This window comes from Cryobacterium lactosi (assembly GCF_004403945.1).
GTDB lineage: Bacteria > Actinomycetota > Actinomycetes > Actinomycetales > Microbacteriaceae > Cryobacterium > Cryobacterium lactosi.
This window is the reverse complement of record NZ_SOHM01000020.1, coordinates 1-12,591: the sequence shown is the minus strand read 5'-3', so window position 1 is coordinate 12,591 and position 12,591 is coordinate 1. Positions and strand designations below refer to the sequence as shown.

14 protein-coding genes are annotated in these 12,591 nt (G+C 61.9%); 8 read left to right on the top strand and 6 right to left on the bottom strand.

Annotated elements, in window-relative coordinates:
• Positions 1-43: 43 nt before the first annotated feature.
• Positions 44-658 carry a recombinase family protein gene (locus tag E3T61_RS09865; protein WP_134640698.1) on the top strand — a complete coding sequence of 205 codons (615 nt, stop codon included), beginning with the start codon at positions 44-46 and terminating at the stop codon, positions 656-658.
• A gap of 81 nt (positions 659-739) precedes the next feature.
• On the opposite strand, the gene E3T61_RS09860 is transcribed toward E3T61_RS09865, so the two are convergent.
• Positions 740-2,269 carry a SulP family inorganic anion transporter gene (locus E3T61_RS09860; RefSeq protein WP_134640697.1) on the bottom strand — a complete coding sequence of 510 codons (1,530 nt, stop codon included), beginning with the start codon at positions 2,267-2,269 and terminating at the stop codon, positions 740-742.
• 186 nt (positions 2,270-2,455) lie between these two features.
• Here E3T61_RS09860 and E3T61_RS09855 point away from each other — a divergent pair, with 186 nt between their 5' ends.
• The 4 genes from E3T61_RS09855 (at position 2,456) to E3T61_RS09840 (ending at position 5,192) form a co-directional block, all read left to right on the top strand.
• The gene (locus E3T61_RS09855; RefSeq protein ID WP_134640696.1) at positions 2,456-2,848 is read left to right on the top strand and encodes a helix-turn-helix domain-containing protein; all 393 of its coding nucleotides are present in this window, start codon (positions 2,456-2,458) and stop codon (positions 2,846-2,848) included.
• Between the two features lie 80 nt (positions 2,849-2,928).
• Positions 2,929-3,369: a hypothetical protein gene (locus E3T61_RS09850; RefSeq protein ID WP_134640695.1), complete on the top strand. Its 441-nt coding sequence runs from the start codon at positions 2,929-2,931 to the stop codon at positions 3,367-3,369.
• Positions 3,370-3,562: 193 nt separating this feature from the next.
• Positions 3,563-4,153 carry a recombinase family protein gene (locus E3T61_RS09845; RefSeq protein ID WP_134640694.1) on the top strand — a complete coding sequence of 197 codons (591 nt, stop codon included), beginning with the start codon at positions 3,563-3,565 and terminating at the stop codon, positions 4,151-4,153.
• 616 nt (positions 4,154-4,769) lie between these two features.
• The gene (locus E3T61_RS09840) at positions 4,770-5,192 is read left to right on the top strand and encodes a hypothetical protein (protein ID WP_134640693.1); all 423 of its coding nucleotides are present in this window, start codon (positions 4,770-4,772) and stop codon (positions 5,190-5,192) included.
• A gap of 38 nt (positions 5,193-5,230) precedes the next feature.
• Here the strand turns inward: E3T61_RS09840 and E3T61_RS09835 are convergent, their stop codons facing one another.
• Positions 5,231-5,740: a hypothetical protein gene (locus tag E3T61_RS09835; protein ID WP_166793200.1), complete on the bottom strand. Its 510-nt coding sequence runs from the start codon at positions 5,738-5,740 to the stop codon at positions 5,231-5,233.
• Between the two features lie 193 nt (positions 5,741-5,933).
• Between E3T61_RS09835 and E3T61_RS09830 the strand changes: the two genes are divergently transcribed.
• Complete coding sequence (locus E3T61_RS09830) at positions 5,934-6,554, top strand: TetR/AcrR family transcriptional regulator (RefSeq protein ID WP_134640691.1); 621 nt, start codon at positions 5,934-5,936, stop codon at positions 6,552-6,554.
• A gap of 673 nt (positions 6,555-7,227) precedes the next feature.
• Here E3T61_RS09830 and E3T61_RS09825 read toward each other — a convergent pair.
• A complete protein-coding gene (locus tag E3T61_RS09825) occupies positions 7,228-8,274 on the bottom strand; it encodes a PDDEXK nuclease domain-containing protein (RefSeq protein ID WP_134640690.1) in 1,047 nt (348 codons plus the stop codon).
• Between E3T61_RS09825 and E3T61_RS09820 the strand changes: the two genes are divergently transcribed.
• Positions 8,273-8,869 (top strand): hypothetical protein, encoded by a 597-nt coding sequence (locus E3T61_RS09820; protein WP_166793199.1) that lies wholly within the window; start codon positions 8,273-8,275, stop codon positions 8,867-8,869. The genes E3T61_RS09825 and E3T61_RS09820 overlap by 2 nt on opposite strands.
• A 5-nt stretch (positions 8,870-8,874) precedes the next feature.
• Positions 8,875-9,321, top strand: coding sequence for a hypothetical protein (locus tag E3T61_RS09815; protein ID WP_134640688.1), 447 nt, complete (start codon positions 8,875-8,877; stop codon positions 9,319-9,321).
• Positions 9,322-9,570: 249 nt separating this feature from the next.
• Here E3T61_RS09815 and E3T61_RS09810 read toward each other — a convergent pair whose 3' ends face one another.
• From E3T61_RS09810 to E3T61_RS09800, 3 genes are read right to left on the bottom strand one after another with little or no spacing between them, the layout of a single operon-like run.
• Complete coding sequence (locus E3T61_RS09810; RefSeq protein ID WP_134640687.1) at positions 9,571-10,419, bottom strand: hypothetical protein; 849 nt, start codon at positions 10,417-10,419, stop codon at positions 9,571-9,573.
• Between the two features lie 14 nt (positions 10,420-10,433).
• On the bottom strand, positions 10,434-12,092 hold the full coding sequence (locus tag E3T61_RS09805; protein ID WP_134640686.1) for a relaxase/mobilization nuclease domain-containing protein: 1,659 nt from the start codon (positions 12,090-12,092) through the stop codon (positions 10,434-10,436).
• Positions 12,089-12,481: a plasmid mobilization protein gene (locus tag E3T61_RS09800; RefSeq protein WP_134640685.1), complete on the bottom strand. Its 393-nt coding sequence runs from the start codon at positions 12,479-12,481 to the stop codon at positions 12,089-12,091. The genes E3T61_RS09805 and E3T61_RS09800 overlap by 4 nt, the downstream gene beginning before the upstream one ends.
• Positions 12,482-12,591: the final 110 nt, after the last annotated feature.

Here is a 12,591-nt window from a genome sequence, read left to right as displayed (position 1 = left end):
CGTTGTCACGTATTCGACCGTATAAGTGACAGGGGTTACCGCCATGCTCGTCGGATATATGCGCGTGTCCAAAGCAGATGGATCGCAAAGCACCGACCTTCAGCGCGATGCGCTTCTGCTGGCCGGCGTGGACGCAGACCACCTTTATGAGGACCACGCGTCCGGAAGGAAAGATGACCGCCCCCAGTTGGCGGCGTGCCTGAAAGCGCTCCGGGACGGTGACACTCTTCTGGTCTGGAAGCTTGATCGGCTCGGCCGCGATCTACGCCACCTGGTCAATACCGTGCATGACCTCACCGACCGCGGCATCGGACTCAAAGTGCTCACAGGGGAGGGTGCAGCGATCGACACCACGACCGCGTCCGGGAAGCTCGTCTTCGGGATTTTCGCTGCCCTGGCTGAGTTCGAGCGAGCGCTGATCTCTGAGCGCACCGTCGCGGGACTCGCCGCGGCGCGAGCTCGTGGACGCAAGGGCGGACGTCCGTACAAAATGACTGCGGCTAAGGTGCGCACAGCAATGGCCGCGATGGGACAGAAGGAGACCAAGGTCGGCGACCTCTGCGCCGAACTGGGCATTACGCGGCAGACGCTATATCGTCACGTGTCCCCCTCAGGGGAGCTGCGACCCGACGGCACGAAGGTGCTCACGAAGCGATAGGCGCCGCCTGACGGCAACCACTCCGGAACCGGACGGCAACTGGTCAGGCCAGAGGCCTGACCGTTGCCGTCCGGTTCCGCCTTAGTGGCCGCCGTCGAGATTTCCGGCCAGACGGGTGTGCAGAAGTGTGCTGGCTTCGTTGAGGCCTTCGATGACGACGTGCTTGCCGTGGCGTTCGTACTTGTACTTAATCGCATCGAGCGTGGCAACGGTCGAGGCATCCCAGATGTGGGAGCCGGACATCTCGATGACGATTCGTTCCGGGTCGTCAGCGTATTCGAACTGGGTCATCATGTCGTTGCTGGAAGCAAAGAACAGCGCGCCCGTGACGGTGTAGTACGCCGTCGCGGCTTCGCCCTCGTTGCTGCTCAGGGTGCGTTCGACCTTGGCGAGGTGGGCGACGCGGCGGGCGAAGGCGACCATCGCGATGATCACGCCGACGACGACGCCGATGGCGAGGTTGTGGGTAATGACGATGACGATGACGGTGGCGACCATAACCGTGGTTTCGCTCTTGGGCATCCGCTTTAACGTCGACGGGCGGATGCTGTGCCAGTCGAAGGTGAGCACGGCAACGATGATCATGACCGATACCAGTGCCGCCATCGGGACGATGGCGAGGACGTCGCCGAGGCCGAGGACGAGCACGAGCAGGAAGATGCCGGCTAGGAACGTGGAGATCCGGGTGCGAGCTCCGGAGGCTTTCACATTGATCATGGTCTGGCCGATCATGGCGCAGCCGCCCATACCGCCGAAGAAGCCGCTCATGATGTTCGCGACGCCCTGGCCCCAGGCCTCGCGGGTCTTGTTGGAGTGGGTGTCGGTGACCTCGTCGACAATCTTGGCTGCCATGAGGGATTCCAGAATGCCAACCATCGCCATCCCAAGGGCGAACGGCGCGATGATCACGAACGTCTCCCAGGTCAGCGGAACGCTCGGGAAGAACAGCTCGGGCAGAGACTTCGGCAGTTCGCCCTGGTCGCCGATCGTGGGCACGTTGATGGCCATGAGGACGGTGACGACGGTGACGACGACGATGGCCACGAGCGGAGCGGGAATGATCTTGGTAATGCGCGGCATGAAGATCATGATGAGCAAGCCGCCGGCGACGAGCGGGTAGACCAGGAACGGCACATCCAGCAGCTGCGGCAGCTGGGACGTAAAGATCAAGATCGCCAGGGCGTTCACGAACCCGACCATCACACTGCGGGGGATGAACCGCATGAGCTTGGCGACGCCGATCACGCTGAGGAGGATCTGGAACGCTCCCGCGAGGATGACCGTGGCGATGAAGTACTCCATGCCGTAGTCGCGGGCGACCGGGGCGATAACCAAGGCGATGGCGCCGGTCGCGGCGGTGATCATCGCTGGGCGTCCACCGACGAACGCGATAGTGACGGCCATCACGAACGAGGAGAACAGGCCCACCCGCGGGTCGACGCCGGCGATGATCGAGAACGCGATGGCCTCGGGGATCAGCGCCATAGCCACGACGAGGCCGGCGAGCACCTCACGGGTGAGGATGCGCGGTGTTCTCAGCGCGGTCAGCACCGACGGTTCGGCTTTGTAACGATTGACTTTGGGCAAGGCGGATTTTTCGGCAATAGCCATAGATGACTCCGGGGACGGGCCCTCACAGAAGAGGGCCGATGGGCAATGTATGTGGGCGCCTCGATGCGCGAGCCCAGCACTGTCGTGTTCGACAATGGGGGCGGGGTGGTGTTGGCGTGCAGGAAACTGTCGGCCAGAACTGCAACACTACCCTAACGTTAGAGTTAAATTGAAAGAGGTACCGGCATGGACGCAGAAGCACCCGCAGTCACGATGCACATCGGAGAGCTCGCCGAGAAAACCGGCCTGTCCCTGCGCACGATCCGCCACTACGACGAGGTCGGACTCCTCAAGCCCTCCGGGCGCACCGATGGAGGGTTCCGCCTCTACACCGAGCGCGACATCGGTCGGCTGATGCTGATCAGGCGAATGAAGCCCCTCGGGTTCCCGCTCGAGGAGATGACCGACCTGCTGCGTATCATCGATACCCTGGCCGCCAGCGGCGGCCGGGAGCAGACCGACCCGGACGTGCGACGCGAACTGGACGCCTTCATCACGGAGGCAGACACGCGCCGAGCCAAGCTGCAGCAGCAGCTCGCTATGGCCGACGAATTCCTGACCCTCCTGCGGGAGCAATAATGACCGCGCATCCGACGGCCCCCTCCCCGGCCGGGCCTGCCTCTACTTTCGTGCATCCGCTCGAGCGGAACGATGTCCCCTTGATCGAGGACTTCCTGCTCACCAAGGCAACTCTCCTCATAACGCAGAAGGCACCGATATCCGAGTGGCTCTTTGAGATCGAAGCCATGGCTGTCCTGTCCGGAGAGCGCTGGGAACGCAACCACTTCCTCTTGGGCTACACCGTGGCCCGATTGGTCACCGCTCAGAAGTCTCAAGGCATCCACAGCGCACCAGAACGCGAGCCGACAACCGCACTACTGACCGCCTTCGTCGACGATTTCACTCACTCCGTCGGCCAGGACGACGTGGCTGCGGCGCACCGCATTTGGGCACAGACCGCCGCCGACCACGCCGATGCCAACAGCGCGACGCCGCTCATCAGCCTCGTCAGCCGAGTGCAGACCCGCCCCGTCGGACAATCCTGGGGCGCCATCGCACAGCACCTTCCCGCTCCCAGCCTGGGCGTGCCGGAAAACTAGAACGCTTCCTCAGCGCCGCTTCAGTCACCCGTGCAGGTCTGTGCAGACGAGTATGGAAAACCGTGCAGACGAGTACTGAAAACGACACAACACTGGCGGAATTATGGGGCTCGGCGAGTCTCTTAACTACGTCGCGTAACCTCCTGCTTGAATTGCGACACTAATCGTTAGTTATAAGACAGCCAGGAGCATCGTGACGAAACTGATCGGCTACGCGCGCGTATCAACGCGCCAGCAATCTACCGACCGGCAAGCAGTGGACCTTTTGGCCGCTGGTGTCCGGCGTGATGACCTCTACGTCGACAATGGCGTTTCCGGCGCTCGCGCCTCACGGCCGAACTTCGACCGTGCACTCGACGCCCTCGAGGCGGGAGATACTCTCGTCATCACGACTCTGGACCGGCTGGGGCGATCGACACAGAACATGCTTGCCTTCGCCGAAGAACTCCGGGGCCGCGGCGCCGGCCTCCGCGTGCTGAACCTGGGCGGCGGCGACGTCGACACGGCAACGCCCATGGGTTCCATGCTGTTCACGATCATGGCCGCACTCGGTCAGATGGAACATGAAATCAAGCGAGAGCGCGTGCTCGACTCGATCGCGAAACGCCGCAACGCCGGTAGAAATTTGGGCGGTCGCCCGCGGATCATCACCGACAGTCAAATACGCAACGCTCGCAGCCTCATAGACAGCGGTGAGCCAGCCGCCGAAGTCGCACGGAACCTCGGAATGTCCCGAGCGACCTTCTATCGGCGGGCGCGCGCTCTGGGGCTCCTGCCGGATTAGGAAGCGCCAGGGGCTCGATAACGCCACCTAGCGATCACAGAATGCCGCCACGAAGCGCTAACAGTCACATCGCTAAATGGCGGCGTTCTGTGATCGCTCTTTGGCGCAGCCCTCGACGTGCCCATAAATGATCGATTCTGACTAGGCCGCCATCTTTGGATGGTTTCCACCAGCTTTGTACCGACCATTTGGGCGGCGTTCATCAGGTCCGGCTGGCCCAAAGGAATGGTCGCGATGGGCGTCGCCAAGCAACTTTTCACCGACGACGCGGCCTGACGGAAGTGCGCAGATCAGACAAAAGACGTATCGCCTGACGTACGCAAACGATCGTCCATGGGACAGTCGCCGAGGAACTCCTGGCCGCTGACCCGAAGCTCGCTGTCCGCGAACGATGCGGGCATCATGGGTGACCGGACCCGCACCGAGGATGGCCACGAGAAGAACTTCCGGGTCAGCCACCTCGTGCCCATTCCTGCTGATGCGGGCACTTATTGCCCGCCACGCTACTGGATCCGCACCGTTCGGCTTCGCAAGCTGGCCGGTCAGGCGAACAGGTGTGCACTACCAAGGGATATATGTAATTGACATCTGAATCAAATAGTCCTTTGATGGCGACATGAGCGTAGTGAGTAATTCTAGGAATACCGGTCGCAGTGACCAGCCGCAGAACGACCTGTGGTACTACCTAGTCATGGGGGCCGCCTTCGCTGGAACGGTCATCGCGGCGTCGGTCTTGCCAGCCGGGTTCAACGGCCTAGCCTTCACGGGGCTGTTAGTGGTGATCGCGGTTGCAGAAGGTCTCGCCCGTCGATTCGGGGTTTCCTCGTTCATACCGCGGTCGGGGCGCAGCGGCTGGACGTTTTTCATAGTTGTCGTCGCGATGATCGCTGTGTCCGGGGTGCTGGTAATGACCGTAGTGCGCCCCAATGACGTGGTGTGGTTGGCTTGGACTTTGGCTGGCTTGAACGTCGTAGTTTTCGTCGGTGGTTGGATCGCCAGGGGGCACTTCAACCGAAGCCGGGCGGTTCGCGCTTTGTAACCGTCCGCAGTTGGAGCGCCCCTCGGCTCACTTCAACGTCAGGCCCTGCACGAAATCAAGCTATTCCCGAAAACCACCCCATTGAGGACCCAAGATGCGACGCTCGTGGGCGGGTTGAGGACGAGGATGGCAAGGCCACCACCGATTGCGATGGCGCACCCGAGGCCATTGGTGGGGTCGGAGCTCGCCGCGCCGCCGCCGTAAGAGAGCGTGTACGTCTTCAGGAGGGAGCCGTTCAGGTACTTCTGCAGGCGGCTACCGTGGCAGTCAGTCAGATTCTGGCCAGCGGCCATGAAATAGCTGGCACCGGTGGTGTTGACGCAGTTGTACTCGTAGGTAACAGCGACGGCGTTGGTGGTGAGGGCTTCCTCCGCGGTACCGACCGTAGGTGCATCCAGCGTGTAACTCGGAGCCACCGCGACGAAGTCACTTGTGGTTGAAGATGCCGTTTGGGCGCTTGCCGGACCAGCGATCCCCAATCCTGCCAGTAGAACGAAAGCGGCACTCGCGATGCTTAGCATTTTCTTCATTGAATTCATGGACTTCATCTCCGGATCAGAGGGATCGCAGCGCCGATTTGGCGCTGACCTTCCCTTAAGGAGCGAAGCTATTTCTTGGACGGTCGTTCAGGGAACAGCTGAACGAAACTCTTGCCTGTACGCCCGTCCAGCGGTTACGCTGCAGTTACCCCGAACAAAAAATCAGGTTGTGAGTGGTTAATTCGAGGACTGGGGGGTCGCTGTGAGCACGACGATGACAGCAAGACAAAAAGGTTTCTATTCGAGGGGACCATACTCAGAAACGGCGTTGCAGATTCTCCAAGCTGCGATATGTGACTTCGATGAAGGCGGATTTTCCGGCTCGAGTATCGGTCAGATCGCTGAGCATGCGGGCATTTCAAAATCGCTCGTCACTTACTACTTCCCGACCAAGGCCCTGCTCGCGGCCGCCGTGCTGAACCAGGCTTATCCCGGTGGTGTTTTCATGGGTGTCGAGCGTCACGCGGTGAATCCTCTGGATGCGATCGTGGACGGAGTTGACCACGTCGCCTCAAACGTTGTTCATAACGGCCTCGCCCGTGTAGCGCTCAACCTCCGGAATGAACCCGACTTACGCCACCAAGGCTCACCGGATCGGTTCTACGGCTGGCTCACCCGCGTTACCGACTACCTTGACGAGGCGCGTCGAGGTGGACTCATCCGCAGGGAGACGCACGTCGAAATGGAAGCGCGGTTCATTGTTGCTGGCATGATCGGACTCATCAGTCTTGCCCTGCAGACTGCCCACTTCCCCTCCCTCGTCTCCGACGTTGTGGCAATCACCAGTCAGAGGATCGACCTCCTTAGAGTGATGGTCCTGTAGGGTCGCGGTCACTTTAGGGTGCGCGCCTTCGATCTACTGATAGATCAATCGGGTGACGCCGCCTCGACCAGCGACGCCGCTAAATAGCGATCACATAATGGTTCTCGACGAGTGTGCTGCAGCTCAGAAACGACCGTTTGCGCGCACGTCGCTGCTGCGAGGTGGGGGCTTCGTGCGCCAACGTGGCGCAAGAGCTCCCTATGGGCTACCTGGTCGCGTAGATCACTCCTAAGAGTCCGATCAGAGGATCAGAGCGACGATGATCGCTGGGTCGAGGGTGATGTCGAAGCGGTTCGGCCTGCGAACCGCAGAACGGATGATGCACCGCATGTTGTGAGCGTCCCATCTCACCTAAAGTCGATGCAGGTGAGCTCGACGCTGAATCTGCCGACCATCTCGAATGGCGGATTCGTCGTCAGAAGTATGCTCCACGCCGAGTGGTGGCGTAGAACGAAGAACTTGCTCTGAGCGGGGAAGTTCGGATTTGCCGAAGGTTACGTGCCGCCGCTCAATAGGGCATCGCGTAAGCCCCGATGTCGTCTTGTATCCCGGCTGATATAAGGCATCTCACGGCCCCGTTCACAGACCCCTTCACGAACCGCGGGATCTCGCGGAGCGATGAATCTCGTACGCACTGCTTGGCGACACGCTCATCCTTCGAGGACGAGCTTGTCTATTCCGCCGAGGGCTCCTCAGCCCAGTCGAGAGCAGCAGTGAGTTTCTCCTCGTCGGGCAGCGCGTTGCGCTCGGCCGCCGGCAGGGTGTCATAGGTATACGTCGACACGGCCATCGGCGCATCGGCCTGACCCAAGGAGTAACGGACGGTGTGATCGTTGCGACTGCCGCAGATGAGGATCCCAACCGTTGGATTATGCGCAGGGAGGCGGAGTTTGTCGTCGACAACGGCGATATAGAAACCGAGCTTGCCCGCGTACTCGGGCTGGAACTTCCCCGTCTTCAGCTCGACGACGACGTAGCGGAGCTGGACGACGTGGAAGAACAACAGGTCCAGGTAGAAGTCATCCCCGCCAACGTCGAAGTGCACCTGGCGGCCAACGAATACGAAGCCAGCGCCGAGTTCCCGGAGGGTTTCCACGATGCGGTCCATCAGGGACTGTTCCAGGTCCCGCTCGGCGGCCAGGTCGGTCAACTCGAGGAAGTCGAACACGTAGGGGTCTTTCGCGATCTGCTGCGCGAGCTCCGACTCAACAGCGGGAAGTTGCCTAGTGAAATTGCTCGGGCCCGACCCGATCCGCTCGTGGGTACGGTTCATAATCTGGTTCATCAACACGTTCCGTGACCACCCGTGTTCAACGGCGGCTTGGGCATACCAGGTACGCGTGCGGGCATCATCGAGCTTGTCCAGCAAAACCGTGATGTGGCCCCACGGCAATTGTCCAACAGCCTGTTGGACAATTACGCCCTCTCCTGGCCACGCCACCGCGAACGCCCTCATATAGAAGAGATTGCTGCGAGAGAGCCCTGTCATCTGAGGGAATTCGGCTCTGAGATCAGAAGCCAATCTGCCCACGACACCACTCCCCCACGCTTGGCTTTCCTGCTGGGCGAGTATCTCGCTCCCAATACCCCAATACAGTTCGAGGAGCTGGGTGTTGACCACCCGCTGAGCCCGCACCTGCGCATTCCGAACGCGCACCTTCAGACCCCGTAAAAGTTCGGCGTATCCCTCAGGGAGGGCAAGCTCGCTGTGCGTGGTCATGCCCTTCATTCTGTCCGATGCGTGCGTCCAGTCGCGCCGGCAGCTGGTGTCGGAGGCCCTCGCTATGGTTACGAAGACAGGCGTTCTCACTTTGGGCATCCGGGACTTGGGGGCCAAGATGAGCTATCAAAACGCGAGCGATGTCTGTAATCGGATTTACCGAGTGTCCGAAAGTGCGATTGACGTCATCGACGGAAATCCGAGTTGGTTCGACCAAGCGTCATCAAAGATCGCCCTGATCGTTGGTGATGCGCCCATCCGCTACTTGGACCACAACATCGCCACCACCGACGAAAAGCGTGCGGTCATCCTGACATTCACGGATGGCGTCCTCGTCTTGATCGAGTTGGACTTCGATAAGGACTCCCCGGAGGCGGACACTCGTGTCATCGGTCGCAGTGAACTTCAGGGAATGTCCGTTGGCGCGGTGACTAACGCTGTCGGCTACGCCGGGGCCGAATGGCCGAAGAGAGTCGCCGTCTCGCTCGTCTACGGGGCTGACACGTACAACCTTCCTTTTCGTTCCTACGACCCGCATCTGGCCCTCGAGCTGGCGGCCCTGGTGCCCTCTCTAGCTGTAGACCTGAACCGATAGTCGCGATGTCTTCAATTGCCTTCAGTGATCTAATTCAGACCCTCGCCGTTCTCGCCGCGGTGGGTGCCGCGCTCGTGGCACTGTACATCTCAGCGAAGGACCGCAGGAACTCTCGTGAGATCGCCGCGATCGACCGCCGAGAAGCATTCCGTCAATCTCACCTAATGTTTGAGTTGGAGGCCTTGAGACGTCTATCAGAGAACCGGAACCGCGGCGGTTCGACCGATCCTGCCGAAGTATCAAGAATGGGCGCCGAGGCTCTAACACTTGTGGGGATACTCGGAGGTGAGCGTCTACCCACGCAGTGGGAACGATCGGTAGGCGACGATGCCAAACTTCGCGCGGCGTTCTGTGACCCGGAGATGCCGGATTACAAGAAGGACGCACTTGAGACCCAACTTGCCCTCAACGCTGTGATCGCCGACATTCGTGCTGGAGCCATTCGGACCTGAAGTTATGACACGCACTCTCGAGTGCGCTGGAGACGTTCGCCACGGTCCCCGGGCGCGCCCTGCTCGTCAGGTTGAACTTTGGGACCTGGCGATGAGGGCTGTCAATCAATGCGGATCAGACCCTATCCGGACGGTACGAAAAGCCTGCACCTGACGCCTAGTGGGGGTGTACCCCACATTGACGGGCGACTTAGGTGCCCTTTTGAATCCGGGCCGGAACCAAAACTGATCTGTCGATTCGGGGCACCGTTAGCGACTGAGCCCGCCGCGTTCCCGCTGCAAGCCAGGACCCTGGGAACGGTTGCGAGCCTTCGGCTGCTTGCCTGGCTTTGTTGCCACGGCTGCGCTGGCGTGAGTGCCGTTCTCTCGATCGGCAACGAGGCGAACCTTCTGCAACTGGGGGTCGACGCTCGACTTTTCCATGTCGGCCGCGAACGACTCGCGGCGCCCCGCGCTGTCGTACGCGTTCGCGGCGTCGTCGCGAGTGACGTCTGCCTTGCCGGTCAGTTCCTCCCGCGACAGCCCCTCCGCGGGCTCGTCGTTGGTGTTCTTGGCTCGCTCCTGGTCGCGGTCGCGTTCTTCGGCCTTGCGGTCCAGCTGGTCGGCTACCGTAAGCAGCGATGCCGCTTCGGCGTAGTCCTTGCCGCTCTCGCCTCGGCTCTCCGCGGCAGCGCTGCGGTCTTGCTGAGCACGGGCTAGCGCCTCTCGCACTGCGGTGGGGTCGGCGTCCAGGTTGTTCACGTCGATGCCGTACCGGCCGCGCAGTTCCTCGCGCATGCGATCGGACGTGCGTGCAATGTCGGGATCCACGGTGCGCCATGCGTCGGCCGTCTCGTAAGCCGTGGCAATGTCGTCGACCCCCGCAGTGTTCCACCACTCTTTCTGCTGCACGGGAGCCAAGCTGGCTCGTGCTGCGTTCCGCTCCGCATCGAACCGAACCTGCAGCTCCTTGGTCTGCTGCTCGGTGCGCGCCTGGGCGTTCCTGGCCAGCTCCTCGCGGAGCCTGGCAAAACGCTCGGCCATCTGCGTGGCCACGGTCAGGGCGACCCGCATTTGCCCATCGAACTCGTCGCCGATGCCGTCTGATTCTTCGGCCATTGTGATGCCCCTCGTTATCTCTCGTGACCGTCGCGCTCGTTCGGCGTGACGGTGGTCTGTGGCTTGTGGGACTCGATGCGCGTCGGCACGGGCGAGCCTGTTCCGGGGACGACCTGGCCGCGCTGTGCAGCCTGGACGATCTTTGCTAGCTCCGGGTCAAGGTCTTGGGCCGGCGTCGGCATAGCGCTGCCGACCTGTCCGGTTTCGGTGCGCACGATGGCTGGCAGACGGTCGCGTACCTGCGAGTACTGTTCGCGCAAGGTGCGGTCGAGCTGCGATGCACGCTGAGCCTCACCGATGGCCGTGTGCATGTCCATAACCGCTTTGACTGTCGACGCGAGCTGGCGCAGCATGATCGCCTCGGCCATCGTGCCTTGACCCTTCTGCGATGCCTGCAGCAACATCATCGTGGCTCCGGCGACCGACACCCGGCCGGCAGGCTTCGGCTTCGATTCGTGCGCGCGGATCTGCGCCGTGCGGGACAAGTCGCGGGCGGTCTGGGCCAACGGTCCGGGAGTAGCCTCGACCCGTTGTGACCATGCGGCGAATGCCCCGGCGGTGTCGCGGGCCAGGTGTGCCCAGCCGGCGCGGTCCTCGAAGGGAATCTCTCGCATCTGCACGCGGAGCTGCTTGATTTCGTCGGTGTACTGCTTCCACAGTTTCGGGTCCGGTGTCGTCTCTTCCCGGTTCGGAGCTACCGGCCGGTACTGCCACGGGTTCTTGCTCGTGGCCCTCCATTCGTCCACAGCTCCCTGCTCGCTCTGTGGGCTGTCCGGCCAGCCTTCCCGTATCCGCGGAAGAGTGAGGTCGCGCGCGAGTCGACCACCACCATACCAAACCGGCTGCGCCCCGGCCTCCGGTCGAAGCGCCACGGAGTAGCCCGCGACAACGTCGTCGCGGCCCGCGACAAAGCGCGGTCGCACAAGGGCTCCCCCGCGACGCACGCGCCGCACAAACTCGCCTTCGTCGAGCGAGGCAACTGACGCGGCGCGCACAATGCGTTCCAGCTTGTGGGCCTCAACCTCAGTACCGGTGCGCTGTGCCCGAGCCTGCTCGGCGGGCTTGATCCCGCGTTCACCGATGCCGCGCTCTCGCGACTCCAACTGCTCGAGGCCGTAGTCGCGTTCCAGGTAACGGCAGATGCCCTGCGCGCGCTTGAAGTCATTATGCGTCGGCGCCTTGGTGCCATCCTCGCGGACCAGCGACACCGCAATATGCACGTGGTCGTTACCGTTCGTCGAGAGCCCGTGGCGCACGGCAACCCACCGGCAATCGGCCTTCCCGCTGGCTTCGGTGAAGCCCATTCGGTCCACGAAGTCTTGAGCGATGGCACCCCATCTCTCATCCGACCGCTGACCCTCTTCGGCTCGAAGAGACAGCGAGCAATGCCAGACGTCGGCCGCGACTCGCGTGGTGATCGACTCGCCGGTTTCCGGGTCTGTCATGCGTGCTTGGCGCGTGACCTCGACTCCGAGTTTCACGCGCGGCTCGTCCAAGTCTTTCGCGATGGCCAGGGCAGCATCGCGGTCGAGCACTCCGTACCCGTGCATGGTGACGACAGCCGAGTTTCCAGCGACCAGGTGCTGTTCTTCGTGCTCGTTCGACTTGCCGGCGCCGGCCAGGTAGACCATGAGGCCACCCATCTGCCCGCCACGGGTGATGTTGGGCATCATGAGTCGGCCAGCGTGTCTATCGCAGCGGAAAGGCGCGGCACGATCGCGCGGTACTCAGCGATAATCGACTCAGCCTCGGCGGGGAACTGGCTCTCGGTGTTGGCGAACTTCGCGAGCTGGTTGGTGTTGTTGGCAATGTTGGCCAGGAGCTTCCGCACAGCGAACAACTCCATGATGGCCAGCTTGCGGTCCGTTGAGGTCTGGACTTGAGAATCCATGGCCGACTCGAACAGCAACCGTGGCACGGTGACGCCGCGGACAACGGCGCGAGCACGCAGCTGTGCGTCCTCTTCGGGAGAGACGTAGACGTTGTAGTGCTTTGTCCTGGGTGTTTCCGCGTTCTTGCGGCGCTTTCGGCCGAACAGGCGACCCTCATTCGTGTCGCTCATGCCCTACGTGTCAGGGTTGGGTGAGGCCAGTAGCTCAGAGCAAGTCCGCCGTTTGATGTAGGGCGAGAACCAGGAAGTCCCCGATCATGTCCAGCCCATCGTTGATCGTC

Bases quoted from the DNA above. Each gene is read 5' to 3' on its own strand.
- E3T61_RS09865 (WP_134640698.1), top strand. From the start codon at position 44: ATGCTCGTCGGATATATGCGCGTGTCCAAAGCAGATGGATCGCAAAGC.
- E3T61_RS09860 (WP_134640697.1), bottom strand. From the start codon at position 2,269: ATGGCTATTGCCGAAAAATCCGCCTTGCCCAAAGTCAATCGTTACAAA.
- E3T61_RS09855 (WP_134640696.1), top strand. From the start codon at position 2,456: ATGGACGCAGAAGCACCCGCAGTCACGATGCACATCGGAGAGCTCGCC.
- E3T61_RS09840 (WP_134640693.1), top strand. From the start codon at position 4,770: ATGAGCGTAGTGAGTAATTCTAGGAATACCGGTCGCAGTGACCAGCCG.
- E3T61_RS09835 (WP_166793200.1), bottom strand. From the start codon at position 5,740: ATGAAGTCCATGAATTCAATGAAGAAAATGCTAAGCATCGCGAGTGCC.
- E3T61_RS09820 (WP_166793199.1), top strand. From the start codon at position 8,273: ATGCCCTTCATTCTGTCCGATGCGTGCGTCCAGTCGCGCCGGCAGCTG.
- E3T61_RS09825 (WP_134640690.1), bottom strand. From the start codon at position 8,274: ATGACCACGCACAGCGAGCTTGCCCTCCCTGAGGGATACGCCGAACTT.
- E3T61_RS09815 (WP_134640688.1), top strand. From the start codon at position 8,875: ATGTCTTCAATTGCCTTCAGTGATCTAATTCAGACCCTCGCCGTTCTC.
- E3T61_RS09810 (WP_134640687.1), bottom strand. From the start codon at position 10,419: ATGGCCGAAGAATCAGACGGCATCGGCGACGAGTTCGATGGGCAAATG.
- E3T61_RS09805 (WP_134640686.1), bottom strand. From the start codon at position 12,092: ATGATGCCCAACATCACCCGTGGCGGGCAGATGGGTGGCCTCATGGTC.
- E3T61_RS09800 (WP_134640685.1), bottom strand. From the start codon at position 12,481: ATGAGCGACACGAATGAGGGTCGCCTGTTCGGCCGAAAGCGCCGCAAG.